Origin of the sequence: Janthinobacterium sp. 67 (assembly GCF_002797895.1) — a bacterium.
In the GTDB taxonomy this organism is placed as follows: Bacteria; Pseudomonadota; Gammaproteobacteria; order Burkholderiales; family Burkholderiaceae_D; genus Janthinobacterium.
Genome location: NZ_PGES01000001.1, coordinates 6090642 through 6116379, shown reverse-complemented (window position 1 = coordinate 6116379; position 25738 = coordinate 6090642). Strand labels below are relative to the sequence as shown.

Annotated in this window: 26 protein-coding genes; 6 read left to right on the top strand and 20 right to left on the bottom strand. The window is 64.3% G+C overall.

Translation table 11 applies throughout. The features are described from left to right. Positions 1-38: 38 nt before the first annotated feature. Complete coding sequence (locus tag CLU90_RS27535) at positions 39-674, bottom strand: SAM-dependent methyltransferase (protein WP_034758744.1); 636 nt, start codon at positions 672-674, stop codon at positions 39-41. Positions 675-862: 188 nt separating this feature from the next. On the opposite strand from CLU90_RS27535, the gene CLU90_RS27530 reads away from it, so the two are divergent. Then, entirely contained in the window at positions 863-1642 is a 780-nt protein-coding gene (locus CLU90_RS27530; RefSeq protein ID WP_092718756.1) for a head GIN domain-containing protein, read from the top strand. A 61-nt stretch (positions 1643-1703) separates the two neighbouring features. On the opposite strand, the gene CLU90_RS27525 is transcribed toward CLU90_RS27530, so the two are convergent. Further along, positions 1704-2246: a YaeQ family protein gene (locus CLU90_RS27525; RefSeq protein ID WP_092718754.1), complete on the bottom strand. Its 543-nt coding sequence runs from the start codon at positions 2244-2246 to the stop codon at positions 1704-1706. Between the two features lie 39 nt (positions 2247-2285). Continuing rightward, a complete protein-coding gene (purU, locus tag CLU90_RS27520) occupies positions 2286-3167 on the bottom strand; it encodes a formyltetrahydrofolate deformylase (protein ID WP_034786194.1) in 882 nt (293 codons plus the stop codon). 345 nt (positions 3168-3512) lie between these two features. Here purU and CLU90_RS27515 point away from each other — a divergent pair, with 345 nt between their 5' ends. The 3 genes from CLU90_RS27515 to CLU90_RS27505 all read left to right on the top strand — a co-directional run bounded on the left by CLU90_RS27515 (position 3513) and on the right by CLU90_RS27505 (position 5141). After that, positions 3513-4025 carry a phasin family protein gene (locus CLU90_RS27515; protein WP_092718752.1) on the top strand — a complete coding sequence of 171 codons (513 nt, stop codon included), beginning with the start codon at positions 3513-3515 and terminating at the stop codon, positions 4023-4025. A 47-nt stretch (positions 4026-4072) separates the two neighbouring features. Continuing rightward, the gene (locus CLU90_RS27510; RefSeq protein WP_092718749.1) at positions 4073-4450 is read left to right on the top strand and encodes a KGG domain-containing protein; all 378 of its coding nucleotides are present in this window, start codon (positions 4073-4075) and stop codon (positions 4448-4450) included. A gap of 178 nt (positions 4451-4628) precedes the next feature. Further along, positions 4629-5141: a YgjP-like metallopeptidase domain-containing protein gene (locus CLU90_RS27505; protein ID WP_034758768.1), complete on the top strand. Its 513-nt coding sequence runs from the start codon at positions 4629-4631 to the stop codon at positions 5139-5141. Positions 5142-5241: 100 nt separating this feature from the next. On the opposite strand, the gene CLU90_RS30015 is transcribed toward CLU90_RS27505, so the two are convergent. The 12 genes from CLU90_RS30015 to CLU90_RS27445 all read right to left on the bottom strand — a co-directional run bounded on the left by CLU90_RS30015 (position 5242) and on the right by CLU90_RS27445 (position 19160). Beyond that, entirely contained in the window at positions 5242-5838 is a 597-nt protein-coding gene (locus CLU90_RS30015) for a PEP-CTERM sorting domain-containing protein (protein WP_232731349.1), read from the bottom strand. Positions 5839-6171: 333 nt separating this feature from the next. Next, complete coding sequence (locus tag CLU90_RS27495; RefSeq protein ID WP_034786386.1) at positions 6172-6717, bottom strand: TIGR00730 family Rossman fold protein; 546 nt, start codon at positions 6715-6717, stop codon at positions 6172-6174. A gap of 10 nt (positions 6718-6727) precedes the next feature. Beyond that, positions 6728-7501, bottom strand: coding sequence for a hypothetical protein (locus CLU90_RS27490; protein WP_092718740.1), 774 nt, complete (start codon positions 7499-7501; stop codon positions 6728-6730). A gap of 41 nt (positions 7502-7542) precedes the next feature. Next, positions 7543-8214, bottom strand: a complete 672-nt coding sequence (locus CLU90_RS27485) for a TetR/AcrR family transcriptional regulator (protein ID WP_071324565.1) — start codon at positions 8212-8214, stop codon at positions 7543-7545. A 137-nt stretch (positions 8215-8351) separates the two neighbouring features. After that, entirely contained in the window at positions 8352-8921 is a 570-nt protein-coding gene (locus CLU90_RS27480) for a phasin family protein (RefSeq protein ID WP_092718738.1), read from the bottom strand. Positions 8922-9074: 153 nt separating this feature from the next. Beyond that, the gene (locus CLU90_RS27475; protein WP_092718735.1) at positions 9075-12713 is read right to left on the bottom strand and encodes an EAL domain-containing protein; all 3639 of its coding nucleotides are present in this window, start codon (positions 12711-12713) and stop codon (positions 9075-9077) included. 301 nt (positions 12714-13014) lie between these two features. Continuing rightward, a complete protein-coding gene (locus tag CLU90_RS27470) occupies positions 13015-13971 on the bottom strand; it encodes an esterase/lipase family protein (protein ID WP_100429305.1) in 957 nt (318 codons plus the stop codon). After that, entirely contained in the window at positions 13968-15602 is a 1635-nt protein-coding gene (locus CLU90_RS27465) for a GMC family oxidoreductase (protein WP_100429304.1), read from the bottom strand. The genes CLU90_RS27470 and CLU90_RS27465 overlap by 4 nt, the downstream gene beginning before the upstream one ends. Before the next feature lie 7 nt (positions 15603-15609). Beyond that, the gene (locus CLU90_RS27460) at positions 15610-16137 is read right to left on the bottom strand and encodes a hypothetical protein (RefSeq protein ID WP_092718726.1); all 528 of its coding nucleotides are present in this window, start codon (positions 16135-16137) and stop codon (positions 15610-15612) included. A 72-nt stretch (positions 16138-16209) separates the two neighbouring features. Then, positions 16210-17406: an MFS transporter gene (locus CLU90_RS27455; RefSeq protein ID WP_232731348.1), complete on the bottom strand. Its 1197-nt coding sequence runs from the start codon at positions 17404-17406 to the stop codon at positions 16210-16212. A gap of 90 nt (positions 17407-17496) precedes the next feature. Continuing rightward, positions 17497-18399 carry a LysR substrate-binding domain-containing protein gene (locus CLU90_RS27450; protein WP_100429303.1) on the bottom strand — a complete coding sequence of 301 codons (903 nt, stop codon included), beginning with the start codon at positions 18397-18399 and terminating at the stop codon, positions 17497-17499. After that, on the bottom strand, positions 18396-19160 hold the full coding sequence (locus CLU90_RS27445) for an RNA methyltransferase (RefSeq protein WP_092718720.1): 765 nt from the start codon (positions 19158-19160) through the stop codon (positions 18396-18398). The genes CLU90_RS27450 and CLU90_RS27445 overlap by 4 nt, the downstream gene beginning before the upstream one ends. Before the next feature lie 195 nt (positions 19161-19355). Between CLU90_RS27445 and CLU90_RS27440 the strand changes: the two genes are divergently transcribed. Then, positions 19356-20138: an inositol monophosphatase family protein gene (locus tag CLU90_RS27440; RefSeq protein ID WP_034758799.1), complete on the top strand. Its 783-nt coding sequence runs from the start codon at positions 19356-19358 to the stop codon at positions 20136-20138. Between the two features lie 52 nt (positions 20139-20190). Here the strand turns inward: CLU90_RS27440 and CLU90_RS27435 are convergent, their stop codons facing one another. The 4 genes from CLU90_RS27435 to CLU90_RS27420 all read right to left on the bottom strand — a co-directional run bounded on the left by CLU90_RS27435 (position 20191) and on the right by CLU90_RS27420 (position 23118). Further along, positions 20191-20349 carry a XapX domain-containing protein gene (locus CLU90_RS27435; protein WP_046682465.1) on the bottom strand — a complete coding sequence of 53 codons (159 nt, stop codon included), beginning with the start codon at positions 20347-20349 and terminating at the stop codon, positions 20191-20193. Beyond that, positions 20346-20537: a DUF1427 family protein gene (locus CLU90_RS27430; protein ID WP_092718718.1), complete on the bottom strand. Its 192-nt coding sequence runs from the start codon at positions 20535-20537 to the stop codon at positions 20346-20348. The genes CLU90_RS27435 and CLU90_RS27430 overlap by 4 nt, the downstream gene beginning before the upstream one ends. Before the next feature lie 9 nt (positions 20538-20546). Further along, positions 20547-22397 carry an amidohydrolase gene (locus CLU90_RS27425; protein WP_100429302.1) on the bottom strand — a complete coding sequence of 617 codons (1851 nt, stop codon included), beginning with the start codon at positions 22395-22397 and terminating at the stop codon, positions 20547-20549. A 67-nt stretch (positions 22398-22464) separates the two neighbouring features. Continuing rightward, complete coding sequence (locus CLU90_RS27420; protein ID WP_092718713.1) at positions 22465-23118, bottom strand: hydrolase; 654 nt, start codon at positions 23116-23118, stop codon at positions 22465-22467. A 219-nt stretch (positions 23119-23337) separates the two neighbouring features. Here CLU90_RS27420 and CLU90_RS27415 point away from each other — a divergent pair, with 219 nt between their 5' ends. Further along, a complete protein-coding gene (locus tag CLU90_RS27415) occupies positions 23338-23589 on the top strand; it encodes a hypothetical protein (protein WP_092718710.1) in 252 nt (83 codons plus the stop codon). Between the two features lie 6 nt (positions 23590-23595). On the opposite strand, the gene CLU90_RS27410 is transcribed toward CLU90_RS27415, so the two are convergent. Then, positions 23596-25734, bottom strand: a complete 2139-nt coding sequence (locus CLU90_RS27410) for a TonB-dependent receptor plug domain-containing protein (RefSeq protein WP_092718708.1) — start codon at positions 25732-25734, stop codon at positions 23596-23598. Positions 25735-25738 lie beyond the last annotated feature (4 nt).

Sequence of the window (25738 nt, the reverse complement as noted above, 5' to 3'; positions counted from 1 at the left end):
CCGGCTCGCGCCGGCTTTTTCATGAACCACAGCAGTCCTCAGCGGAACTTGCTCTTGTGCCCCGTCTTGAGGTCCAGCGCATAGCGTACGCCGTTATCCGTCAGCATGACTTCATCGGGCGGCTCCTCGCCGGCCAGGGCGCCGTCGATCAGGGGCAAGCCTTCGCCCTTGCGCATCAGGTCGTCGCAGCGCTCGTACACGTTGGCGCAACCGGTGGACGCCATCAGCGATTGCACGATGGCCACTTTCCACGCGTCGACGCCGCCGGCATTGAATTCGCAGATCAGATAGCCTTGCACGCCGCCAAACAGCTGCACCACCAGGCCGGGCAAGCCCTCGTCTTCGCCCTTGATCAGGGTCAGCAGCTGGTTTTCGCCCGCCTTTTTGATGGCTGGCAGTTTTTTCTCGATGGCGGCCTTGACCCGGCGCTTGATCAGCGCGTGGTCGACCGGTTCGTCTTCCTTGAAGCTCCAGATGCGCGCGCGGATCTGCGACTTCGAATTGTAGGCGGCGCGGGCAATGAACTGCTTCGAGGAGCTTTGCACGATGGCCGTCGAGCCGGGCTTCATTTTTTCCTGCGGCTTGCCTTCGACTTTTTCGATCGCGGACGCGTATATCCACGATTGGCCCAGCAAGCTCTTTTCCTTGCCCTGTTTGATGGTGATGATCAGCATGTAATTCCAGTAGTGTGGCCAGCGCGTGCCGGCCGTCGTAAGTCCAATACCGGCATGATACCTCATGCCATCCTGTCGCAGCCTTCTGCATTCCATGCCGCCGCTGGCGCAGTCTGTCGCAGGGCGATACGCGGGCGCGGCCGGCTGGCATACCATGCGTGCAGATCAATTCAAAACAGGGAGCAAGAATGACACAGCCACTTTTCCACCGCCGCCATGCCGGCGCCGCCATGCTGCTGGCCGCCTGCGCGCTGGCCATCCCGGCCGCGCCGGCCCTGGCCTCGCCGCTCGACTGGATTTCCGGCAACAGCATCCAGGGCAGCGGCAAGCTGCAAAAGCAGACGCGCGACGTAGGCAGTTTCCATGCCGTGGCGCTGAACGTGCCGGGCAATGTCGAACTGCGCATCGGCAACACGGACAGCATCACCATCGAAGCGGACGACAATATCCTGCCGCTGATCGACACGGCCGTGGAAAACGGCACCCTGCGCATCCGCCCCGCCAAGCGCAACGCCAACTTCCGCCAGAGCAGCCTGACCATCGTCATCCAGGCGCGCCAGGTGGAACGCGTCAGCGTGGGCGGCTCGGGCAACATCACGGCAACGGGCTTGCGCGCCGAGAACCTGCGCTTCGACGTGGGCGGCTCCGGCTCCATCAACGCGCGCGACCTCGACAGCCGCCAGGTTTCAGTCGCCATCGGCGGCAGCGGCGGCTTCAAGGCCAGCGGCAAGACGGAGCAACTGACGGCATCGATCGGCGGCTCGGGCAATATCCAGGCAGGCCGCCTTGCCGCGCGCGAAGTGCAGGTGAGCATCGGCGGCTCGGGCGAAGCCACCGTGTGGGCCAAGGAGGACCTGACCATCAGCATCGGCGGTTCGGGCGAAGTGAACTACTACGGAGATCCGCGCATCAGCCGCAGCATGCAGCGTTCGAGCAGCATCAAGCGCCTGGGCGCAGCACCGAATTGATCAATCACAATGAGAAAAGCCCGGATCGCTCCGGGCTTTTTTGCGTTTCAGACAGCAGGCATCAGCGGGCCGGCTTTACCGGTTCGCGGTCGATCAGCACCGTGTTGACGCTGTCCGTCAGCCAGATCTGGCCATCCTGGATCGTGCATTGCAGCTGCATCGTGCGCTGCGCCAGCTTGCTCATCTCTTGCGCCGCCTCGGATGGCAGGTTGATCACGGTCAGGTTTTTCGCCCGCTCCAGCTTGTTGGCGATCTGCTTCCACCAGATGTGGCTCGTTGCGCCATAACTGTAGACGATGACCTGCTCCGAACGGCCGCAAGCCTTCAGGATGCGCTTTTCGTCGGGCTGGCCTACTTCGATCCACAGCTGGATGGCGCCCGTCAGGTCTTTCTGCCACAGGTCGGGCTCTTCCGTGTCGAACAGGCCCTTGGTAAACGTCAGCGCCTCGTCGGCGTGGATGGCGAACGCCAGCAGGCGCACCATCATGCGCTCGTCCGTCTCGGACGGGTGGCGCGCCAGGGTCAGCGCGTGATCCTGGTAGTAATTGCGGTCCATGTCGGCGATCTGCAGATCGCATTTGAAAATTGTTGCTTTGAGGGCCATCGTGTTTCTGTCTCGGTAAAGTAAATAGTGAAGTCGGTATCAGCGGAAAACCACCGTCTTGTCGCCATTTTTCAAGATGCGGTGCTCGACGAACCATTTTACGGCGCGTGCCAGCACGACGCATTCCACGTCGCGGCCGATGGCCGTCAGGGTTTCCGCATCCATCGCATGGTCGACGCGCTCGACGTCCTGCTCGATGATCGGGCCTTCGTCCAGGTCGCCCGTGACGAAATGGGCCGTCGCGCCGATCAGCTTGACGCCGCGGTGATGCGCCTGCGCATACGGCTTGGCGCCCTTGAAGCTGGGCAGGAAGGAATGGTGGATATTGATGGCGCGGCCGTCGAGTGCCTGGCACAGGCCCGGCGACAGGATTTGCATGTAGCGCGCCAGCACCACCAGGTCGATCTTGTGCGTGTCCATCAAGTCGATGATCTTCGCTTCCTGCGCCAGCTTGGCCGCTTCCGGCGCGCCGGCCGCCAGCGGCAGGTGGTGGAAGGGAATATTGTAGCTGGCCGCCAGCTGGTAGAACTCCATGTGGTTCGACACGATGGCGGGAATTTCCACGTTCAGCAAACCGCTCTTGTAGCGGAACAGCAAATCGTTCAGGCAATGGCCGATCTTCGACACCATCAGCATCACGCGCGGCTTGACGCGCGCATCGTGCAGCTGGCCGTGGAAGGGGCCATTCAACTGCATGGCTTGCGACAGGTCGGCAAAATCGCTGCGCAGCTGGGCGTCGCTGACGGCGCCGTCTTCCAGCGCGAAATGCACGCGCATGAAGAACAGCTGCGATTCCTGGTCGCCGAACTGGGCGGAATCGAGGATGTTGCAGCCGCGCTCGGCCAGGAAGCCGGAGACGCGGTGCACGATGCCGCGCTGGTCCAGGCAGGACAGGGTCAGGATGTATTCGGGATGCGTCATGGTCGCGGAAATAGGTCAAAAAGTAAGGCGATGCTCGGCTCAGCCACGCGCGCCGGCCATCGGCTGCGCTGCCGCGAGCCGGCTATTGTCGCACGCCCGGGCCAGTAAACATGCATTTTCCACACAAGCGGCATGGCTGCCGACTGCGGCAGGCTGATTGACGTTCATTTGATCTGGCACAAAGTCACCGCGTTTTTTCATCTGCCAGACCCCATTCTCACGCCAAACCGGCATCGGCCATGGAACCTGGCGCGCCGTTGGGCGTCTATCCCTTTGCTTGTTTCACCATACGCCGCACCCGGTGCACCGGGTGTTTTCTGGATCCGCTTTTCATTGAGGTAGAACATGTTCACAAACAGTATGTCCCCCAGTTTCAGCCCCGCCCTGAAGTCCCATCTCGAGGCCCAGTGCAATTTCGCCACGGAACTATCGCGCAAGATGTTCGATACAGTGCAGCAACTGAGCGAGCTGCATCTGCGGCTGGCGCAAGACTTGCTGCAGGAATGGAGCAGCGCCAGCCAGCAACTGCTGTGTGCGCGCGACACGGGCGAGTTCATGTCGCTGGCCGCCGCCCAGGTGCAGCCGGGCGGCGACAAGCTGCGCCAGTACCAGCAGCAACTCGGCAATCTCGTCGCCAACGCCAATGTCGAGATGAACCGCACGGCAGAGAACCACCTGCCCGAAGCGAGCCGCACGGCCGTGGCTTTCGCCGACGAAGTGGTACGCAAGACGGCGGAAGAGACGGAAAAAGCCACGCAGCGCCAGCGTGAAATGATCGAAAAAATGCATGCCACGGGCCACCGCGATGGCGCGGGCCGCAACCACGAAACCAGCAGGCAATCCGAGCAGGCGCATTGAACACCTGCATTGACCACTTGACCCCACTCGACAGCAAGGAGAGCGACATGGCTAGCAATCAAGGTAATGAACAGGGCAAAGGCGCTGGCAGCAGCCAGAAAGCCGGCGAATCGGGCAGCGGCAAAGGCACGAGCAAGCGCGGTTTCGCCGCCATGAACGAGGAACAGCAACGCGAAATTGCCAGCAAGGGCGGCCAGGCAGCCCATCAAAAAGGCACGGCGCATGAATTCGACTCGGAAGAAGCACGCCGTGCCGGGCAGAAAGGCGGCGAAGCCGTCAGCCGTAACCGCGAACACATGGCGGAAATCGGCCGCAAGGGCGGCGAAAGCCGGCAATCGGCCCAGCGCGCCAATGAAAGCCGCGGCACGACGGCGCGCAGCAGCACTGGCCGGCAGGGCGGCAAGGACGAAGACGACAAGGGCTGACGAGGGCTGGCGGGACTGGCCGGGCTGAGCGGCTCGGCACGGTAGCGCGCAGCTTGACGCAGGAAGGCACGGGGCGGCCCTGGCGGCCCCGTGCAAGGGTTGGCGCAGCGCCGGGCGCGGCGGTATGGTACATTCTCGCCTTACCGACACCTCCGCGCCACGCCCCGCCCTTCCCCGCATGCAGCCATCCCTGAAATACCTGAGCGCCTATTCCGAACAAACGCAAGCGCAAGTGCAGCAACTGATCGCACAGGACAAGCTGGGCGACGTTTTGTTGAAACGCTATCCGAACGCGCACGATGTGCGCAACGACAAGGCTTTATACCAGTATGTGCAGGACTTGAAGAATGAATTCCTGCGCAATGCGGAACCCATCAACAAGGTGGCGTTCGACAGCAAGATCCATGTGATCCAGCATGCGCTGGGCTTGCACACCTCGATTTCGCGCGTGCAGGGCGGCAAGCTCAAGGCCAAGCATGAAATCCGCGTGGCCACCATGTTCAAGGAAGTGCCGCTGGAATTCCTGCGCATGATCGCCGTGCACGAGCTGGCGCACGTCAAGGAAAAGCAGCACGACAAGGCGTTCTACAAGCTGTGCACGTATATGGAACCGCAATACCACCAGTACGAATTCGACGTGCGCCTGTACCTGACCCAGCTCGACCTGTCGGGCCAGCGCCTGTGGTCATGACGTCCGGCGCATGAAGCCCACATGACAATGCCGCCCGGGGCATCCACTGGGCGGCATTGTCATTGTTACTGATGCCGGCAGGCCGGCCTCATGCTCAGGTTCAGGCGGCGTTCTTGCGGCGGCGCAGGAAGGCCAGCAGGCCCAGTCCGCCCAGCATCATGCCGTAGGTGGCCGGTTCCGGCACGGCGCTGACGGTGGCCGCGATATTGTCGACCTGGAAGGTATGCAAGGCGCCTTCCTTCCACGTTGCCGACAGCAGATTGCTGAAACCCGTAAACGTGTAATCGGCAAAGGTGTGGCCGCCACCGAGGGTAAAGGTCTGGCTCACCGTGCCGCCGCCCACCTGGTGGCCGACGAACGTCACGTCAAAGGAACCGGGCAAGCTCACGAAGTCGGCCAGGCTGATCGAGCCCAGCGAGAAAGCGGCGCCATCGGCACGGCTCAGGGTGGTCGTCGACAGGGGCGTCGCGCCGAGACCGGCCGAACCGGCATAGGCGAAGCTATCCTGATGTGCCGAGCTCAGCAGTCCGAGGAAGCTGCTGTCGAAGTTGTAGCCGCCTTCGGAGTAGGATTTGAACACGGAACCGAAGTAGCCCGGTTGTTCCAGCGAATCGAAGCCGATGATGGTGGTTTGGGCTTGGGCGCCGCCAGCGGCGGCGAGAATGGCGGCGACCGCGGTCGCTCGCAAGAAGGTCATAGGTTTCAAAATAGCATCCTTTCGAGATGATGAAGTAGCGTGGTTGGGGCAACTTGAAACGGGTCGGCACCTTTTTTGGGAGTCTGTACAACGCTCGTCGGTGTCCGATATTCCTAACTTTGAACCCTGCCAGTAAACCACACCCATGCCTAAAAAGCATCTTCATTTTCAAAAAAACATGCTGCAGATACAATTTTTTTGCCATATTTTTATTAATTGAGTCGCCAAGCCCGATCAATTTTCCCGTGCAGAAATAAAAAAGCCATGCGGTGCGCACCGCATGGCCCTTGCAAGCGACAGGAAACAGCTGACCGGCGGCCAGGCAGACATGATTTACGGCGCGCACTCCTTCAGGCGCTGCACCAGCGCGGCAGGATCGGCGTCGGCATTGAGGAAGGCCGCGTGCTGCGGGCGGATAAAACCCTGTTCCTTGCCGTTTTGCACAAAAGCGATCAAACCATCATAGAAACGGTCGACATTGAGCAAGCCGATGGGCTTGGCGTGCAAGCCCAGCTGGGCCCACGTGAGCATCTCGAACAGTTCTTCCAGGGTGCCATAGCCGCCGGGCATGGCGATGAAGGCGTCGGACAGGCTGGCCATCATCGCCTTGCGCTCATGCATGTCCTTCACGATGAACTGGCGCGTCAAGCCCGTATGGCCCACTTCGCGTTCGACCAGCTGGGTGGGAATCACGCCCGTCACCTCGCCGCCCAGGCGCAGCACTTCATCGGCGATCACGCCCATCAGGCCCACCTTGCCGCCGCCATACACGAGCGAAATATTTTCCGCCACCAGCACGCGCGCCAGTTCGCGCGCCGCCACGGCATAGTCCGGCGAGACGCCCGCATTGGCGCCACAGTACACACATAAAGCCTTGATCACAGTATTCCTACCCTTTCAATTCATCGATCGCCGCCTCGACCTCGAGGCGTTCCTTGGCGTCCAGTGCCACGCACTCGGCCGCCTTTTCATACAGGGCCAGCGCTTCCGCCAGTTTTTTCTTTCCGTCGAGCATGTTCAAGGCGCGCGCATATTCGCTGTGCGCCAGCGCCGAATGGGGCGTCAGGGCCAGCGCCGTCTTGAAGTGCTGGTAGCCGTCTTCCTTGTTGGCGCCGTACGTCAGGCCGCCTATCATGGCGCCGACCTTGTCGATAATTTCCGTATGATAAATCCCAAATGCGATATGCGCTTCCGCATGCATGGGCGCTATCGTCATCGTGCGGTCCAGGCTGTTGCGCACGCGCGCGCCCATGCCTTGCGCCAGGGCCTTGACGACGGACGTGCCCAGCGCATAGCGGCCCAGGCTGTAGGCATGCCAGTAATAGCCGGCCGGATTGTCCGGCTGCTCGCTCTGCTGGCGCTCGCAGCGCTCGGCCACTTCCTCGTACATGTCGAGTTTCTGGCTGTCATCGACTTCCAAGTGCGTGGCGTAGATACACGTGGCCTTGTGCGCCACCGCATAGCCGGGCACGCCGACGGCCAGGCCCAGCTTCACGGCGCGCTCGAAGTCGCCCGCATGGAAGGCCAGCCAGGCTTGCACCAGTGACGGGTGCGTGGGAAACGGTTCCACGTCGCCCGCATGCAGGCGCGTCCAGGCCGCTTCCAGGGTTTGCGGCGTGTAGACATATGCGTCGTCCGGATAGGGAAATTGTTTCCAAGCCATATATCTCTCCTGTAATTGACGACGTGGCGCCAGCAGCAGCGTCAGTCGTTCTTCAGTTTGGTCACATACTCTTCCGACAGTTTGCGAAACAGCAAATGCGTTTCATTGCGCAAATACGGCCCGATCAGCGACAGCACCTGGTAGCAGCCGCGCGCCAGCGCATCGGACATCGATTGCTGCTCGCTGTACTTGCGCGGGTTGCGCACATACTCGTACGACAGCCAGTAGGTGGCAACGACCACCATATTCGTCGCCATCGCACCGATTTCCATGTCCGACGCTTCCAGCGACTGTTCGCTGCGCAAATCCTCGCACAGCTGCGTGGCCACCTTGATCTTGTGCGCCAGGATCAGCTTGAAGTGCAGTTCCAGCTTGCGGTTACGCGACAGCAAATCGTTGAGGTCGCGATAGAAAAAGCGGTAGCGCCAGATCAGCTCGAACATCAGGTGCAGGTACAGCCAGACATCCTCGATATTCGAACGGCGTCCGTCGGGCACGGTCAGGATACGTTCGATTTCCGCCTCGAACTGGACGAAGATCGAATTGACGATGTCGTCCTTGTTGCGGAAGTGGTAGTACAGGTTTCCCGGCGAAATATTCATCTCTTCCGCAATCACGGTCGTCGTGATATTCGGCTCACCAAACTCATTGAACAGGCGCAGCGACAACTCCAGGATGCGTTCGCGGGTACGGCGTGGTGCTTTTTGTAGCATGGCGGGCAATCTCTCTGTGTTCTGCCTCAAGCATACCACCTAAGATAGCCGTAATGAAACACTACGCCCCACGGCGGCGGCGAAAGCCGGGGCAAAAAAAAGCCTGCGCGAGCAGGCCGGAGGGATGCGGCGCCGGCTCAGGCGGCCGGTGCTTTTTTCTTCGCCGCCGGTCTCGCGGCAGGTTTGCTCGCCGCCTTGCCCGCAAGCTTGGCCGGGGCCTTGGCGGCGGCCGCCTTCGATGCGGATGTCGGTGCGGTTTTGGGCGCCGCCTTCACGGCGGGCTTGGCCACCGCCTTCGGCTTGGGCGCTGGCGCGGGCTTGGCCGACAGCGCCGCCACTTGCCGGCTCAAGGCATCGATCTGCGCGTGCAGCGCGGCGATATCCTGCTGCGTGGGCACGCCGATGGTGGCCAAGGCGCGCGCCACGCGCTCTTCGAACACCTGTTCCAGCTTGTCCCAGGAACCGCTGGCCTGCTTCCCCACGCCATCGGCCAGCTTGCTGACGCTGCCGCTGACGTCGGCCACCTTGTCTTCGGCCCGTTTCTGGAATTCCGTGCCTTCCTTCACCAGCCGGGAAAACACGCGCCCGCCCTCTTCCTGCGCCTTGGCGAAGGCACCGAGGCCCGCTTGCCAGATCTGCTGCGCGGACGAGCGCACGGCGCTTGCCAATTCCGTGTCTTCCGTCAGCTCCTTCAGTTTCTTCACCATCGCCAGCTCCCGTCATGTGAAAGGCCATGCCACTACATGGATACTTTTATTCTAGAGAGCAAAACTAGAGACGGGAGTCTAATTCGATGGAAAGCTACCGCTCAAGGTGCGCCAGCGCACACGGCCGGCCGGTTGCCAGCGCCTAGCAAGCCCCTAGGCCGCCGCTTTCACGGGGCCATGCAGCAGCTTGTGCAGGCGGAAGCCTTCGCGGATATTCTCGCGCAGCACGGCGCCTTTCCACGGCTTGGTATAGAAGCGGTCGACGGCGCCGCGGTTGATGGCCGCCATGATGGGCGTCAGGTCGGCAAAGGCGGACAGCATGATGCGGAAGGTGTCGGGGCACAGATGCTTGACCCGCTCCATGAATTCGGTGCCGCTCATGAGCGGCATGCACTGGTCGCACAGGATCACCTGCACCTTGTGGCGCGCCAGGATGTCGAAGCCCTCGGCGGCCGTCTGCGCCGTCAGGATGCGGTAGCCGTCCTGCGCCAGGAAGTCGCTGAGCACGTCGAGCATGAAGACGTCGTCGTCGACGATGAGCAAGGTTTGCTGCTCTTCGCTGCCCGCATCCTCGGGCGCTTGCAGCAGCTTGCCGCCCATCAGCATCTGCTCGAATTCTTCCTGCGGCACGGGGCGGCTGAAATAATAGCCCTGCATCTCGTCGCAGCCGTGGCGCCGCAGGTAGGCCAGCTGCGCATCGTTTTCCACGCCTTCGGCGATCACTTCCAGCTTCATGCTGTGCGCCATGCTGATGATGGCCAGCACGATGGCCGCGTCGTCCGGATTGCTCGTCACTTCGCGCACGAAGGCGATGTCGATCTTCAGCTTGTCGATGGGGAAGCGCTTCAGATAGGCCAGGCTGGAATAGCCGGTGCCGAAATCGTCGATGGAAATCTGGATGCCCAGCGCCTTCAGGTTGCGCAGCACGGCGATGGTTTCCTCGGCATTCGACATCAGCGAGCTTTCCGTCAGCTCCAGCTCCAGCAGGTCGGGCGCGATATCGTACTTGCGGATCGCCTTGAGCACCTCTTCTTCCAGGCCGCCGACAAAAAACTGGATGCCCGAGACATTCACCGACAGGTGCACGGGGCCGATGCTGCTGGCGCCCCACTCGCTGATCTTCTTGCACGCCTCGTCGAGCACCCAGTTACCGACGCGCACGATGAGACCCGTTTCTTCCAGCAGGGGGATGAACAGGGCTGGCGAGACCATGCCGTGGCCGGGCCGGCGCCAGCGTATCAGCGCCTCGGCGCCGCTGATGCGCCCCGAGATGATATTCACCTTGGGCTGGAAGAACAGCACGAATTCCTCGTTGTCGATGGCGCGCCGCAGGGCATTTTCCATGTCCAGCCGCGCCATCGATTGCGCGTTCATTTCCGCCGTGAAGAAGCGGAAGGCGTCGCGGCCCGCCTCCTTGGCGCGGTACATGGCCGTGTCGGCATATTGAATCAGGGTGTCCGCATCGGCCGCGTCATCGGGGAACACGGAAATGCCGATGCTGACCGTCACCGTCACCTCGTGGCCCTGCAAGTCGAACGGTTTGCGCATCGCCTCGCGGATCTTGTCGACCACGCCGACGGCATGCTGGGCGCCTTCCGGCAGCAGCAGGATGGTGGCGAATTCGTCGCCGCCAAAGCGGCCGATGGTGTCGCGCACGCGCAGGCAATCGACGAGGCGGCTGGAAAACTGGCGCAGCAAATCGTCGCCGATGGTGTGGCCCAGCGTGTCGTTGATATTCTTGAAGCGGTCGATGTCCATGAACAGCACGGCCACGGCCCACTGGTGTTCAGCCGCCTGGGCCAGCGAATGGGTCAGCGAGGCATAGAACTGGCTGCGGTTCGGCAAGCCCGTCAGGGTATCGAAATGGGCCAGCTTCATCAGGCGCTGCTCGGCATCCTTGCGCTCGGTGATGTCGCGCGCCACGGCCACCAGTATCCAGCTCTGCCCCGAGCGCAGGGTGCGCCGCTGCACTTCCACGGACAGGGGCGAGCCGTCCTTGCGCTGCAGCTGCAATTCCGTCATCGGGCCGCCCTGGTCGCCGGCCAGCAGCTTGTTGTACAGCTCTTCCAGCTGGGACTCTCCCTCGTGCGCGCGGCCCGGCCCCACGCGCAGGAAATCCTCGCGCTCGAAACCGAGCATGCGGCACGCCGTCTGGTTGACGTCGACGAAGCACATGCCGGCGCGGTCGACGAGGAAAATCGCGTCGGCCGTGGCGTCCATCGCCAGGCGGAAGCGGCGCAGGTCTTCATCGAGGCGGATGCGCGCCGCCATGTCCAGGGTCAGCTGCTCGTGGTGGCGCTTGATTTCGTCGTACAGCAGCAGGTTGTCGTAGGCGACGGCGATCTGCGCCGCCACCGTGGCGGCGACCCGCTCGTCGACTTCGGAAAATTCATTCGCCCCCAGCTTGTCGACCAGGTACAGCCAGCCGTGGCTGCGCTCGCGCGAGGCGATGGCCACGCCCAGGAAGGAGTGCACGGGCGGGTGCGTGTCGGGCAGGCCCAGCGCAGCGGGGTCGCCCTTCAAGCCATTGACCCGGTAGGGCTGGCGCTGTTCCAGCAAGCGGTTCAAAATGCCCATGCGCGGCGTGCTGGCGATGCGCTCGAGGTTTTTCTCGGCGCCGCACGAGGAAAAATAACTGAGCTTTTCGGCGCCCTCTTCCAGCACGCCGATGCAGGCATACTTCGAGACGCAGATATTCTGCGCCACCTTGCAACCCGCCTCGATCAGGGCGCGCGGATCGCGTTCGGCGCCCAGCTCGATGCCCAGTTCGATCAGGGCCGTCAGGCGCAGGCTCACCGCCTGCAGGCTCGACAGTGAGCGCGACAAGCGCTCCGTCATGATGCCCAGGTCTTCGGGAATGGCGGCCTGGCCCTCGCGCTGGCTGGCCAGCTGCGAAATCTGCTGGCTGCTCGATTCGAGTTCGTCGAGGTAGCCGCTGACCTGGTGCTCGATGCCGGCCAGCTTGCCCGTGGCGGAAGGGGGCGCACCGCTGCCCACGCCCGGCGCCGCCGGCACCTGGGCCGCCGCCGGCATCAGTCCCAGCGCCTCGTTGACGGTGCGCACGATGACTTCCGGGTCCGATGGCTTGGGCAGGACCCAGCGCACGCCGCACGCCTGCGCCAGCAGGATCGCTTCCTGCTCGCGGTAGGTGGCCGTATAAAAGATGATGGGCACGTCGGTCAGCGCGGCATCGGCATGCACGCGCGTGACGAATTCGTAGCCATCCATGTTCGGCATGAGGATATCGGAAATGATCAGGTCCGGCCGCTCGGTGCGCAGTATTTCCAGCGCGTCGGCGCCGTTGGCCGCCTCCAGCAGGCGGTGCCCGCCGTAGCCCAGCAGTGCGGTCAGGAACTCGCGGTTCAGCACATGATCATCGACGATCAGGATGGTGGCTATGTCGTTTTTAACTGGCGTCGACGGCGCCCCGGGTAAAAAAGACTCCAGCTCCGCGACGAACAGGTCGGGTTCGATCGGCTTGCCGATGTAGCCATTGAAGCCCGCTTCGAGCAGGCGCTCGCGGTCGCCCACCATGGCCAGCGCCGTCACGGCCAGCGCCGGGATCTTGCGCAGTTGCGGGTCTTTTTTCAGCTCCGCCACCACGCCATAGCCATCGAGCTTGGGCAAATGCACGTCGCAAATGATCAAGTCCGGCAATTCGCTGCGCGCCATGCGCACACCCTCTTCGCCATCATAGGCGGCCAGCGGCGTGTACCCGAAGGCACGCAGCAAATACACCATCAATTCCATATTGGTGGCGTTATCTTCGATAATCAGGATACGTGCGGACAATTAGCGCCCCCAATAAAAACGGCATGGACTCATCTTCTGCCTGCGTTCGGCTTCCGCCTGTGCGGCGTACATAACAATCCTACAACATCTTGCCATACATTCAGAGAAATATCTGGCTACCGTGCGCCTGCGGAACGGCGCAAGCGGCCTCATGAACAAATTTTCTCCGGCTGTCTTCCGACGTTAGCTTAATACAGTACGCCAGTGGAAAACAGCATTATCTGCCCCTTGCGTTGTTAAACATGGGCAACAGCAGAGTCAAAAGAGACAGTCTTGCCATGCAGACAAAACACAACAGGATTCAGGCGAAATGGGGGGCAGACGGGGGCCGGGCGACTTCGTCTTCGATAGTGATTTCCGCCAGCACCTGGCGCAGCACGCGCGCATCGCTGGCCAGCGCCACGTGGCCGATGCCGCCGAAAGCGAGATTGCGCGCGCCGGGCAGCTGCGCGGACGATTGCGGCGCGACGATATTGTCGTGATGCGAATAGATCGAGGTGATCAGGGCGCGCGTCTCCGGTGTCTCGCTGGCGGCCAGCTGTGCCAGCCAGCCGCTCGGCGTGCCATCGACACGGCTCATCTGGCGCGCATTTGTCCCCGCCGCCAGGTTGGCCAGCGCCGTGCCGTGGTGCGGCGTGCCGATGGTGACGATGCGGGCCACGCGGGCCGCGCCGAAACGGCGCAGCCAGGCGCGCGCCACCAGGCCGCCCATGCTGTGGGCGACGATGATGACGCGCTCGCTGCCCGTGCGGGCGCACAGCTGGCCAATGGCTTGCTCGATCTGCGGCACGAAGTCCTCGATGTCGGCGTTGATCGGTTCCAGGTCGACGGCGTCATGCGCGATACCCGCCTGCGCGAGTTGCAGGCTCAGCTTTGTCCAGTAGCCGCGGTTGCACACATAGCCGTGCACCAGCAGCACGGGCAGGCCCTGGCCGGGGATGCCGCCGGCCGCCTGCAGGCGCGGACGCAACATGCCCCACGACGACGTCCACAGGGTGGCGCGCAACTCGCCCCCAAACAGGCGCGCGGCGGCCATGGCGCCCAATTGATATTCCCGTGGCACGGGGCTGCCCAGGCGCCGGCTTTCCCAAAAATTGCGCGCGACGATCAGCGCACGCATGGCCAGCAACATGGCCAGCGCCAGCAGCACGGCCAGCAGCGGCGACGCGACGCTCCAGGCATGCATGGCCAGGTACGCCAAGCCCAGCACGGCCAGTACTTGCAGCAGCATCAGCCACTTGAGGATGCGCGCGATCATGCGGTCGTCGCAACGGGAACGGGGGCCGGCTTGCCCGTCAGCGCTTGCGCCAGGCCGCTGGCCAGGCGCGCTGCCAGCGCATAGATCGTCAGTTGCGGATTGGCGCCGATCGAGGTGGGGAACAGCGAGCCATCGTGCACGGACAGGTTGCGCACGCCATGGTAGCGGCCATCGGCGCCCGTCACGCCAAGGCGCGCATCGTCCGACATGGCGCAGCCGCCCATCACGTGGGCCGACACCACGCGCGCCAGCAGCGCCTTCATCGGCAAATCGCCGATGGCCTGCTTCGCCTGCGCCCAGCTCGTGTAGTGGCTGGCCAGCTCATGCACGGGATACACGCTCCGCGCGCCGGCCGCGAACTGGATTTCCGCCATCGACAGCAGCGCGCGCCGCACGCCATCCCAGATGAACGGCGTGAGCGGATAGTCGAGCACGGGCGCGCCGAAACCGTCGATGGCTACCGTGCCGCCGGCCGCATCGTGGTGAAAGCCGTCGCGCAGCAGCGCCAGCAAGGCGTGCGCATGGGGAAATTCGCGCATGGTGCGCGCATGCTCGTCGCCGAAGCCGCCCATGGTGGTGGCCATCAGCAGCGGGTGCAGCGGTGGCGCTTCAAGCTTGTAGCCGATGGGGCCATCGATGGGCGCCACGTGCAGGAAATGGTCGGAATAAATCGTCTGCGGTGCGCCCGCATAGGCGTCGACTCGCTGCGGGAACAGGCCCGCCGAGACCACGGTCGGATGCAAGAAGGTGCGCCGGCCCAGCAAGCCGTGCGGGTCGGGCGCCTGCGAGCGCAGCAGCAGCGCGGGCGAATTGATGGCGCCGCCGGCCAGCACAAAATGTTTGGCGCGCAGCGTCAGGCGCACGCCCGTCGGCACTTGTCCGGCCGCGTCCAGCGCGGTGACTTGCAGGCTGTCGACGCGCTCGCCCTTGAAGATGAAGTGCTCGGCGCGCGCATGCACGAGCAGGCCCGCGCCCAGCGCCAGCGCGGCGGGGATCGTCGTCACCAGCATCGACTGCTTGGCGTTGGTCGGGCAGCCCATGCCGCAGTAGCCGAGGTTCCAGCAGCCGTTCACGTTGCGCCGGATGGCGGCCGTGGGGATGCCCAGCGCCGCGGCGCCACGGCGCAACAGATCGTTGTTCTCATTGGGCGGCGCGGCCCAGTCGCTCACGTGCAGGCGCTTTTCCATCATGGCAAACCAGGGCGCCATGGCATCGACGCCATAGCCGGACAAGCCGAAATGCTTGCGCCAGTATTCGAGCGTGCCGGGCGGCGTGCGAAAGCTCGAGGTCCAGTTGACGGTGGTCGAGCCGCCCACGGTGCGTCCCTGCAAAATATTGATCGCCTTGTCGCGCGTCTTGCGCGCGGCCGATTCCTGGTACAGTGCGGGATAGGCTTGCGCTTCGCGCATCTTGAAGTCTTGCGAGGACTTCAGGCCGCCCTCCTCGACGATCAAGACCTTCAAGCCGGCCAGCGCGAGGATTTCCGCCGTCACGCCGCCGCCGGCGCCGCTGCCGATGACGACGACGTCCGCCTCGAAAGTGCGGTCGGCGCCCAGGGTGCTGGCGTCGGTGACGTTCCAGCCGCTGGCTACGCCGAGGGCGATGGGATCGGGTATGGGAGATGTGCTCATGGATGCCTTATGCGCTCAGTTCGGGCAGCGGTCCCGGATAGCCGATGGCGGCCCAGTGGGCGGCATCGGCATACCAGGCGCCGAGGATCAGGTCGTGCAGGGCCAGGTAAGCCGTCTGCAAGGTGGCCAGGCGGTGCGTGCGCCACGACTGCAGAAAAGCACTCACCTGGGCCGGGTCGGCATCAAACCAGCCGCCATGCACGCCGGCGACGAAGCGCCGCGCGGGCGCCAGCGCCAGCAAGCCAAACAAATCCTGCACTTCCTGCTGCGCCGCCAGGGGCAAGCCGCGGATGGCCGTGTCCACGCCGGCGATGGCACCGTCCAACGCCGCAGCCCGCGCGGTGGCGTCCTGCGGCAAGGCGCTGCCCAGCATGGCCGGCACGATGGCCGTCAGCGCCGTGCGCGCCCCGCCATCGAGCACGAAGCGGCCAGGCGCCGCCGGTCCGCGCACGAGGCGGTACGCGGCGCCGCCGGCCGCCAGCGCAGCCGCGCCGAGCACGCCCAGTTTCAGAAACGATCTGCGTCGCATCCCCATGTCTCCCCTTGTTTTGTACGGCCTTTTGCAGGCCAGTGTACGCCAAAGGCAGCGGGCGTTTGAACGCAAAAACTAGAGCGACCCGTCTAGTTTGCGCGACGGGAACCACAGCGGCAGCATGGCCAGCAGCGCCGCCAGCGCCCCGCCGATGGCGATGCTGGGCAAGCCAAAGGCGACGATCAGCACGCCGCCCAACGCGCCACCGGCAGCCGTGCCCGCATTGAAGGCGGCGATATTGAGGCCCGCCGCCACGGCGTCGCTGCCCGGGCAATGCCATTGCGCCAGGCGCAGCAGCCGCATGGTGGACAGGGTGACGAGGGCAAAGAACAGCAAGCCCAAGGTGCCGCACAGGGCCAGCAAGGCCAGTGGCCAGGCCTGCAGCATATAAAACGCCAGCAAATTGAGCGCCAGCGCGGCCAGGGCCAGCACGGTGGCGCGCAGCGCGTGGGGCCTATCGGCGCACCAGCCGCCCAGCAGGTTGCCGCCGATGGCGCACGCGCCAAAGCACAGCATGGCGGCACTGAGCCAGGCCGCACCGAGCCCGCCCAGCTGCAGCAGGAAAGGCGAGACATACGTGAAAAAGCTGAAGGTGGCCACGCTGACCAGCGCCGCCACGCCTGCCGCCAGCAGCAGGGGCGGCTGCACGATGGCGCGCAGGCTGGCCAGTGCCGAGACGGCAGCGGCCTGCTGGCGCGCGGCCGGCATGGCAAAGCGCAAGCCGGCGCCGCCGCACAGTGCCAGCACGCCGATGGCCGCAAATACCCAGCGCCACGACGAGACGGCGCCCAGCCACGTCCCCAGCGGCACGCCGCCCGCCAGCGCCAGGGTCAGGCCCAGCCAGACGATGGATAACGCCCGTCCCGCGCGGGACGGCTCGACCAGGCTGGTGGCCGCATGCGAAGCGACGGCCATGAACACGCCATGCGCGAGTCCCACGGCAAAGCGCACACCGAGCAGCGCGCCCAGCGCCGGCGCGGCCGCCATGGCCACGCTGCCTGCCGCCAGCACGAGCATGGTGACCACCAGCACCTGGCGCGAGGGCCGGCGCGCCAGCATCGCCGTCAGGATCGGTGCGCCGATGGCCGCCCCCAGCGCATACGCGGCAATGGCGCCGCCGGCAGCGGCCACGCTGGCGTGCAAGTCGCGCGCCATGGGAGACAGCAGGCCGGCGGCGATGAATTCGCACAAGCCGAAGGCGAAGCTGCACAGGGAGAGCAGATAAATGGCGGGCGGCAGGGGTGCCGCGGCGCGGATAGAAACAGGAGACATGGCGCTTCCAGCAAATCAAAACGCCATGCTGACCCCTGGGCCATCATCTGTAAAATATCTTATTTGTATTGAAACGAAACCCTGCAAGTCTCAATGTGCGGCAGACCGCCGCAGCTGCTCCAGCAGCCGCTCGCGCACGGGAGAGTCGCGCTGCGGGTCCCACGCCATGTACAGGTCGAGCTGGCGCAGCGCTTCGGGCGCATCGCTATGCAGCGGCAGCATGACCACGCCCGCTGGCGCGCAGGCGGCGAGGCTGGCCGGCAGCAGGGCCACGCCAAAACCGGCCGCCACCAGTCCCAGCACCGTTTGCAGGCGGCGCGCCTGCTGCGCCACGTGCGGCACGAAGCCCGCGTGCAGGCACAGGCTGGCCAGCTGGTCGTGGAAGCCCTGGCCCAGCTCGCGCGGCGAAGCGACGAAATCATCTTGCGCCAGGTCCGCCAGGTCCACCTTCGCCTGGCCCGCGCAGCGGTGGTCCGACGGCAGCGCGATCACGATGTCTTCGCCGGACAGGCGCTCGAAGCGCAAGCCCGGCGTGCTGCGGCCCGGTGCGCGCAGCAGGGCGATGTCGATCTCGTTTTTTTCCAGCCACTCGACCTGCTGCTGCGTCGACGCTTCGCGCAAGGTGAATTGCACGGCGGGCGAGGCGGCGCGAAACGCACGCAAGGCGCCCAGCACGTGGGCATACGGCGTGATGTGGATGAAACCGAGGCGCAAGTGGCCCTCGATGCCCTGCGCCACGCGGCGCGCAGCGGCCACGCCCTCTTCCAGGCTGGCGAGCACCTGGCGCGCCGTGGCCAAAAAAGTGTTGCCGGCCGGCGTCAAGGCGACCTTGCGGTTCGTGCGCTCGAATACGGGGTAGCCGAGCGCCTCTTCCAGCCGCAATATCGCCTGCGACAACGGCGGCTGCGCCATGTGCAGCCGTTCGGCCGCGCGGCGAAAGTTCAGTTCCTCGGCGACGGCGATGAACTGGCGCAGCAGCCGGGTCTCGATCATGGGCCTTTTTTGGCTACCGCCAGGATATGCCGCGCGATGCCGCGCAGGATGTTGACTTCTTCCGTTTCCAGCCCCGTGCGCGAAAACAGGCGTTTCAGGCGCGGCATGAGTTTTTTCGGGTTGTCGGCGTCGAGGAAATCGATGGCGACCAGCGCCTGCTCCAGATGCGCGTACATGCCGTCAACCTGCGCCAGGCTCGCCGCGTCGCCATGGAAACCGACGGGGCTGGCCATTTGCCCATCGCCGAGCGCCGCCACGCGGCATTCATAGGCGACGACCTGCGCCGCCTGCGACAGGTTCAGCGAGGAATACTCGGGATTGGCGGGGATGTTGATCAGCACATTGCACTGCTCGACGATCTCGTTGGGCAAGCCGAAGCGCTCGTTGCCGAAGATGACGGCCGCGTGCAGCTCTTCGCTGGCCGCCAGCTGGGCCGCGATGGCGCGCGGCGCCGTGACGGGCGGCGAGAATTCGCGCAACCGGGCCGACACGGCGGCCGCGTAATTGCAGCCTTCGAGCGCCTCGGCGATCGAGCCGACGATGCGCGCGCCCGACAAAATATCCTGCGCACCGCTGGCGAAGGCCACCGCTTCCGCATCCGTCAAGGCATCGGGAAAGCGGGGGTTGACCAGCACCAGATCGGAAAAACCCATCGTTTTCATGGCGCGCGCGACGGCGCCAATGTTGCCAGAGCGACTAGTTTCGACAAGAATAAATCGCAGGCGTTTGAAAAGAGACGTGTTGATTTCGGGCAGATTCATTTAAAATAGCGCTATTGCGCGGTATCGATACAGGAAATTTCGGGAAACGGAGTCACAAAACGCTGACGCCAGGCCGGGATTTTAACCACTTCGGCACCGCTCCGCTCTTTAATTCATTCTTGCACTCTATCGTACCGGCGCCGAAAGGCGACGCTGGGCGGTCGCGTGCTTTTAACGGAAGCTCACATGCACCCAATGCTCAACACGGCGATCAAAGCCGCCCGCCGCGGCGCCGCCGTCATCAATCGCGCCTCTTTTGACCTCGACCGCGTCGTCGTCACGGAAAAACAACATAACGATTTCGTCACCGACGTCGACCAGGCGGCCGAACAAGCCATCATCGAGGTGCTGTCCAAAGCCTACCCGGACCACGCGTTCCTGGCTGAGGAATCGGGAGCTTCCGCCAACTCGCACGACGAGAATGAATATCAGTGGATCATCGATCCGCTGGACGGCACCACCAACTTCATCCACGGCTTCCCGCAATACTGCATCTCGATCGCCCTCGCGCATCGCGGCGTCGTCACGCAAGCCGTCATCTACGACCCGGTCCGCAACGACCTGTTTACGGCCACCAAGGGCGCCGGCGCCTACCTGAACGAAAAACGCATCCGCGTCACCAAGCTCGACCGCATCTCGAACGCCCTGCTGGGCACCGGCTACGTGGCCGGCAGCGCCCGCGCGCTGGACGAATACCTGAAGATGTACGCGATCATGGGTGAGCGCAGCCAGGGCGTGCGCCGCGCCGGCTCGGCCGCGCTGGACCTGGCCTACGTCGCTTGCGGCCGCCTGGACGGCTTCTACGAAAAAGGCTTGAAGCCTTGGGATATCGCCGCCGGCGCCCTGATGATCACGGAATCGGGCGGCATCGTCGGTGAATTTTCCGGCGAATCGGACTACCTGTACAAGGGCGACGTCATCGCCGCCAGCCCGAAGATCTTTGGCCAGATGATTACCTTGCTGACACCATTCGCATAAGGTTGCGCACGCGGCATCCATAAAAAAACCGGCCAAGGCCGGTTTTTTGCATTCAGGGGCTGACCTGCCCCGCCACGACAAAGCCCAATGTCATGGCCACCACCATCGCCGCGCCCGTCGGCGTGGGCGGCGTGGGCGACGGCAGGTCGAACCAGCGGCACACGGCGCCCACCAGCAAGCCCAGCAGCGACCCTGCCAGCATGACGTTCATGGCGCCTCCCTTTTCATGTCACGGCGCTGCAGGTACAAGCCCGTGAGCCAGTAGCCGCAACTGGTCAAAAACACCAGCAGCGCGGCGCCCAGCACGGGCGGCGCCGGCACGGGAATGTGCGTCAGCTGGCAGACGAAACCCACGACAAAAGCCAGCAGCAGGCCCAATATCACTTTTTTGTAATACATGAAATTCTCCTAGAAGGCGAAGCAGCTGCAGCCCAGGGTGCCCCAGAAACCGGAAAAATCGGAAATCGGCACGGCCGACTTGCGCGCCCTGTCGTGGGCATGCGCATGCACGCCGCAGGCGCCCGCGCACTGGTGCGGCATGGCCGCTTGCGCCTGCTTCGCCACGGGCCGGTAATGGCCGGGCACCGTGCGCACGGGCGACCATTCGGGCAGTACGGGAATCGGTGGCGGCGCCAGATGGGTGAACTCCGACTGACCGTAGACGACCTTGCCGCCCACCATGGTCAGCACGGAGTCGATCGACTTGATCGCCTCTTCCGGCACCGTGAAATAATCGGCCGACAGCACGCAGAGATCGGCCAGCATGCCCTCGCGGATGCGCCCCTTCTTGCCTTGCTCGCTGGAGAACCAGGCGCTGCCCGCCGTCCACAGTTCCAGCGCCGTGTCGCGCGACAGTCTGCCCGCCGCATCCGTCAGGGCCAGGCCGCCGACGGTGCGCCCCGAAACGAGCCAGTACAGGGCCGTCCACGGGTTGTAGCTGGCGACCCTGGTCGCATCCGTGCCGCCGCCCACGGGCACGCCCGCGTCCAGCATGCGCTGCACGGGCGGCGTGGCTTTCGCCGCGTCCGCGCCATAGCGCTCGACAAAATATTCGCCCTGGAAGGCCATGCGGTGCTGGATGGCCAGGCCGCCGCCCAGCGCCTTGACCCGGTCGATATTGCGCGGGCTGATGGTTTCCGCGTGGTCGAACAGCCAGTGCAGGCCGCCAAACGGCGTGTCGCGGTTGACCTTTTCAAACACGTCGAGCATGCGGCTGATCGATTCGTCATAGGTGGCATGCAGGCGGAAGGGCCAGCGCTGCTCGACCAGGTGGCGCACGACCTTTTCCAGCTCGTCTTCCATGCCGGCCACCAGCTCGGGGCGCGGCTCGAGGAAATCCTCGAAGTCGGCGGCGGAAAACACGAGCATTTCGCCGGCGCCGTTATGGCGGTAAAAGTCGGTGCCGTCACCGGGCTTGATCATGCCCGTCCACTTCTGGAAATCCTGCAATTCCGCGCCCTTGTTTTGCGTGAACAGGTTGTAGGCGATGCGGATGGTCAGCTGCTCCTTTTGCGCCAGTTCGTCGACGACGGCGTAATCCTCGGGATAATTCTGGAAGCCGCCACCCGCGTCGATGGCGCTGGTGATGCCGAGGCGGTTCAATTCGCGCATGAACTGGCGCGTGGAATTGACCTGCAATTCGAGCGGCAGCTTGGGGCCTTTCGCCAGGGTCGCATATAAAATCATGGCGTTCGGGCGGGCGATCAGCAAGCCCGTCGGATTGCCTGCAGCGTCACGCACGATTTCGCCGCCGGGCGGGTTCGGCGTGTTCTTGTCGTAGCCGACGGCGCGCAGGGCGGCGCGGTTCAGCAGGGCGCGGTCGTACAGGTGCAGGATGAAGACGGGCGTATCGGGCGCGGCCGCGTTGATCTCATCGAGGGTCGGCATGCGTTTTTCCGCGAACTGGAATTCCGTCCAGCCGCCCACGACGCGCACCCACTGCGGGTTCGGCGTGCGCAAGGCCTGTTCCTTCAGCATGCGCAGGGCGTCGGCCAGCGAGGGCACGCCTTCCCAGCGCAATTCCAGGTTGTAGTTCAAGCCGCCCCGGATCAGGTGCAGATGCGAGTCGTTCAGGCCGGGAATCACCGTGCGGCCAGCCAGGTCGATCACCTGCGTGGCCGGGCCGCGATGGCGCATCACGTCTTCCACGTCGCCGACGGCGAGAAATTTGCCATCGGCGATGGCGACGGCGGACGCCAGCGGCTGCGTCCTGTCGACCGTGTGAAAACGGCCGTTGAGCAAGATGGTGTTTGCGTGCATGGGAACTCCCGGATCAGGTGAAAAAACGGCCCCGCCGGCGGGCGGCGGAGCCGGAGTCAGTGAAAAATCAATGGCCTTCGCTGGCGTTGAACATCGATTTGGCGTAGATCAGGCCCAGGCCATAGCCGCCGCCGTGCGCCACGGCCGTCGCCACGGTTTCATTGTAGGTCTCGCCGCGGGCCCAGTCGCGCTGCAGTTCCAGCAAGTATTGCACGGACGTCATCGGCTGCGCGCCCGCCTGTATCATGCGCTGCATGGCCATCGCATGGGCTTCGTCGGAGACGTCGCCGCTGGCGTCGGCGATCACGTAGACTTCAAAACCCTGTTCCAGCGCCGACAGCGCGGGGCCCACGATGCAGACGGACGTCCACAGGCCGGCCAGCACGATCTTGCCCTTGCCGTAGCCATTGACCTTGTCGGCGATGCGCGCATCTTCCCAGGTATTCATGCTGGTGCGGTCGATCGGCGCCTGCTCCGGGAAGACGGACTGGATCTCGTCGAAGATCGGGCCGGAGAACGATTTGGCGGCCACCGTCGTCAAAATCGTCGGCACCTTGAATTCCGCTGCCGCCTTGGCTACCAGGGCCGCATTGTTGCGCAGCAGGGCCAGGTCGATGGAGCGGGTGGCGAAGGCCATCTGCGACTGGTGATCGATCATGATCAGGGTATGATCGTTCGGGGTCAGCAGTTTTTGGGCGGCTTGGGCGGTGGCGATAGGCATGATGTTTTCCTTAGTGAAAATAATTGAATATAAAAAAAGAGAGGTCGTTATACGGTGCTTCTGCTCCTGCCCTTGCGTCACGCTGTGTGTGCCGGGCCAGTGCTATGCAGTATGGACGAGATACTTTGAAAACAAAAACGGAAAGAATGCCAAGCTATGTGCAATTTTTTCGATAATGAAAAATAGCGGCAACAGCAAGCTGTACATCAAGGAGAAAACATGGGATTTGAATTCAGGATCACGGCCAGCCTGACGCAGGAACAGCGCCGGCACCTGGCGCAGCTGTCAGAGCTGGCGACGCCGGCGCCGCGCGCGCCGGGCGCCATGCCCGACACCGACGCAAGGCTGACGGACGCCGGCCTGTATGTGTGCCAGCACCTGCGCCCGGACCCGTGGCACGGCCTGGCCGCCGTGCGCGACTGGCTCGATGCGCAGGGCGTGGACTACGCCGTCGCGGAGATCGACGACTGAAAAAACCTACAAGGAGCCTTCGAGCATGACGCGCAGGGTGCGGTAGCTGCCCGTATCGACCGTGCGCAGCAGGCTGCCGCCGCCATCCGCATACAGGCTGCGCGTGCGCTCAAGCTGGCGCAGCAGATTGGCGCCCGACAGGCGCAGGCGCAGCTGGTCGCTGAACTTCCACAACGCGTACAGATCCAGTTCGCGCCGGGCGCCCTGCCAGGCCAGCAGCTGGCTTGACGCGCGCGAGCGTCCACCGCCCTTGAAATGCAGATTGCCGCCCAGGGTCAAGGGCTTGCCGGTCAGCCGGTAATCGGCGCCCAGGTTGGCGCTCCACGGCAGCTGGCCATCGAGGCGGTTGTCCGGGCCGGCGACGGCGTCCAGCGTCGACCAGTTGCGCGCCACGTTTGTCCGCAGGTCCAGCGCGGGGGCGCCCGCCCACAGCGCCGACAGCGGCAGCTTCGCTTCCAGTTCGATGCCGCGCACCTGCGCCCTGCCCTGATTGACGGGCGTGGCCACCCAGCGCCCCTGGTCCTGATACAGCCGGTCCAGCATCACGTCGCCGATGCGCCGCAGCGAAGCGCTGGCGCCCAGCATGGCGCCTTCCCCAAGATAGTATTCGTAGGCCGCATCCAGGCCCCACGCCAGTTCCGGGCGCAGCGCCGGGTTGCCCTGGTTGTCAGGATTCACGGGGCTATTGCCGTTATCGTTGAGATAGGGGCGCGGGATCAGCTGAAAAATCTGCGGCGCCTTGTAGGTGCGGGTGATGGCAAGGCGCAGCTGATCCTTGCCGGCCAGCTTCCACAGGCTTTGCAGCACGGGACTCCATACCTGCGCGCGCACGTCGACGCGGCGCTGCGCGCCACCATTGGCGCTGGCCGTGCGCAAGGTTTCCCAGCGCAGCCCCAGATACAGCGACCAGCGCGCGGAGATATCCCATTCATCCTGCGCGAACAGGGCCAGGCGCCGCACCGTGGCCGCATAGTCTTCGTCCGGCAGCACGGGCGGCCCGCCCGGCGACAGCTGGCGTTCGCGGCGGAACTCCGTGCGCCGCCGGTTACCCGCATCCCAGCCCGCCGCCAGCGCATGTCCCTGGCCCAGAGTCCGGCGATAGGTGCCGCTGGTCTGCACGCCCACATCATCGAGGCCCGCATCGACCCGGCGCACATTCGCCGGTCCTGGCGCGGCGCTGACGCCCTGGAACAGATAGTCGCTGCCACGGCGGTTGGCATCGAGGCCCAGTTTCATGTCGAGACTATCCCCTGGTCCGAACTTGCGCAGCCAGTGCAGATCGCTGCGCACGGTGCTGCTGTCCTGACTGAACGCGGCGTCGTTGTCCGGATAGTCGGTATGGCCGCCCAGGTAAGCCGTTTCCACGACCTGGCGGCGGCTGGCCAGGCGGCGCAAGCTGACCAGGCTTTGCCAGGCCAGGCTGTCTTCGCCCGCCAGCGCCCATTGCAAACGGGGCGCCAGCTCGAACGTATCGCTGGTTACGCGCTCGTTCAGCGGCATATGGCGCACCACCGTGGGCCTGCCTTCGCCATCAAATGCGCGGTTCCATTCGTCGAGCAAGCCCCGGCGTCCCGTGTGCGCGAGCGTGCCGGCCAGCGCATACGACAGGCGGCCGTCCTTGTCCGCCCACTGCACGGTGGCGCTGCCGGCGGGCATGCCGTGGCTACCGGCCGCCCCCAGCTTGAAGGTGTGTTCGCGCCGCCTGCCCGATTTTTTCAGCACGATATTGATGGAACCGGCGATCGCCTGGGCGGAAAATTGCGCCGTGGCGGCACGCATGATTTCCACGCGTTCGACCAGTTCCGGGTCCAGAGAGTCGAGCGAAAAACCCGGCGGCACGGGCACGCCGTCGAGCATGATCAAGGTATAACCCTGGCCCAGTCCGCGCAGCTGGATTTGCCCGCCAGCCGTGCCCGAAGCCGTGCCGCCGATGGTAATGCCGGGCAGGCGTTTCAGGGCGTCGGACAGGGCACGGTCGCCCTGGCGTATCAATTCCTCGTGGTCGACGACGATGGCGGCGACGGTGTCGTTGCGGCGCTGCTCCACTTTGCCGGCATTGACCGTCACGGAAGGCAGGACGTCTTCGGCACGCACGTGCGCCGTCAACGGCAGCGCAAGGCTGCACAATACAATACTCAATCGCATGGAA

What these genes read in the sequence shown, in the direction of transcription:
- CLU90_RS27535 (WP_034758744.1), bottom strand. Translation starts at nt 674, where the DNA reads ATGCTGATCATCACCATCAAACAGGGCAAGGAAAAGAGCTTGCTGGGC.
- CLU90_RS27530 (WP_092718756.1), top strand. Translation starts at nt 863, where the DNA reads ATGACACAGCCACTTTTCCACCGCCGCCATGCCGGCGCCGCCATGCTG.
- CLU90_RS27525 (WP_092718754.1), bottom strand. Translation starts at nt 2,246, where the DNA reads ATGGCCCTCAAAGCAACAATTTTCAAATGCGATCTGCAGATCGCCGAC.
- purU (WP_034786194.1), bottom strand. Translation starts at nt 3,167, where the DNA reads ATGACGCATCCCGAATACATCCTGACCCTGTCCTGCCTGGACCAGCGC.
- CLU90_RS27515 (WP_092718752.1), top strand. Translation starts at nt 3,513, where the DNA reads ATGTTCACAAACAGTATGTCCCCCAGTTTCAGCCCCGCCCTGAAGTCC.
- CLU90_RS27510 (WP_092718749.1), top strand. Translation starts at nt 4,073, where the DNA reads ATGGCTAGCAATCAAGGTAATGAACAGGGCAAAGGCGCTGGCAGCAGC.
- CLU90_RS27505 (WP_034758768.1), top strand. Translation starts at nt 4,629, where the DNA reads ATGCAGCCATCCCTGAAATACCTGAGCGCCTATTCCGAACAAACGCAA.
- CLU90_RS30015 (WP_232731349.1), bottom strand. Translation starts at nt 5,838, where the DNA reads ATGACCTTCTTGCGAGCGACCGCGGTCGCCGCCATTCTCGCCGCCGCT.
- CLU90_RS27490 (WP_092718740.1), bottom strand. Translation starts at nt 7,501, where the DNA reads ATGGCTTGGAAACAATTTCCCTATCCGGACGACGCATATGTCTACACG.
- CLU90_RS27485 (WP_071324565.1), bottom strand. Translation starts at nt 8,214, where the DNA reads ATGCTACAAAAAGCACCACGCCGTACCCGCGAACGCATCCTGGAGTTG.
- CLU90_RS27480 (WP_092718738.1), bottom strand. Translation starts at nt 8,921, where the DNA reads ATGGTGAAGAAACTGAAGGAGCTGACGGAAGACACGGAATTGGCAAGC.
- CLU90_RS27470 (WP_100429305.1), bottom strand. Translation starts at nt 13,971, where the DNA reads ATGATCGCGCGCATCCTCAAGTGGCTGATGCTGCTGCAAGTACTGGCC.
- CLU90_RS27465 (WP_100429304.1), bottom strand. Translation starts at nt 15,602, where the DNA reads ATGAGCACATCTCCCATACCCGATCCCATCGCCCTCGGCGTAGCCAGC.
- CLU90_RS27460 (WP_092718726.1), bottom strand. Translation starts at nt 16,137, where the DNA reads ATGGGGATGCGACGCAGATCGTTTCTGAAACTGGGCGTGCTCGGCGCG.
- CLU90_RS27455 (WP_232731348.1), bottom strand. Translation starts at nt 17,406, where the DNA reads ATGTCTCCTGTTTCTATCCGCGCCGCGGCACCCCTGCCGCCCGCCATT.
- CLU90_RS27450 (WP_100429303.1), bottom strand. Translation starts at nt 18,399, where the DNA reads ATGATCGAGACCCGGCTGCTGCGCCAGTTCATCGCCGTCGCCGAGGAA.
- CLU90_RS27445 (WP_092718720.1), bottom strand. Translation starts at nt 19,160, where the DNA reads ATGAATCTGCCCGAAATCAACACGTCTCTTTTCAAACGCCTGCGATTT.
- CLU90_RS27440 (WP_034758799.1), top strand. Translation starts at nt 19,356, where the DNA reads ATGCTCAACACGGCGATCAAAGCCGCCCGCCGCGGCGCCGCCGTCATC.
- CLU90_RS27435 (WP_046682465.1), bottom strand. Translation starts at nt 20,349, where the DNA reads ATGAACGTCATGCTGGCAGGGTCGCTGCTGGGCTTGCTGGTGGGCGCC.
- CLU90_RS27430 (WP_092718718.1), bottom strand. Translation starts at nt 20,537, where the DNA reads ATGTATTACAAAAAAGTGATATTGGGCCTGCTGCTGGCTTTTGTCGTG.
- CLU90_RS27425 (WP_100429302.1), bottom strand. Translation starts at nt 22,397, where the DNA reads ATGCACGCAAACACCATCTTGCTCAACGGCCGTTTTCACACGGTCGAC.
- CLU90_RS27420 (WP_092718713.1), bottom strand. Translation starts at nt 23,118, where the DNA reads ATGCCTATCGCCACCGCCCAAGCCGCCCAAAAACTGCTGACCCCGAAC.
- CLU90_RS27415 (WP_092718710.1), top strand. Translation starts at nt 23,338, where the DNA reads ATGGGATTTGAATTCAGGATCACGGCCAGCCTGACGCAGGAACAGCGC.
- CLU90_RS27410 (WP_092718708.1), bottom strand. Translation starts at nt 25,734, where the DNA reads ATGCGATTGAGTATTGTATTGTGCAGCCTTGCGCTGCCGTTGACGGCG.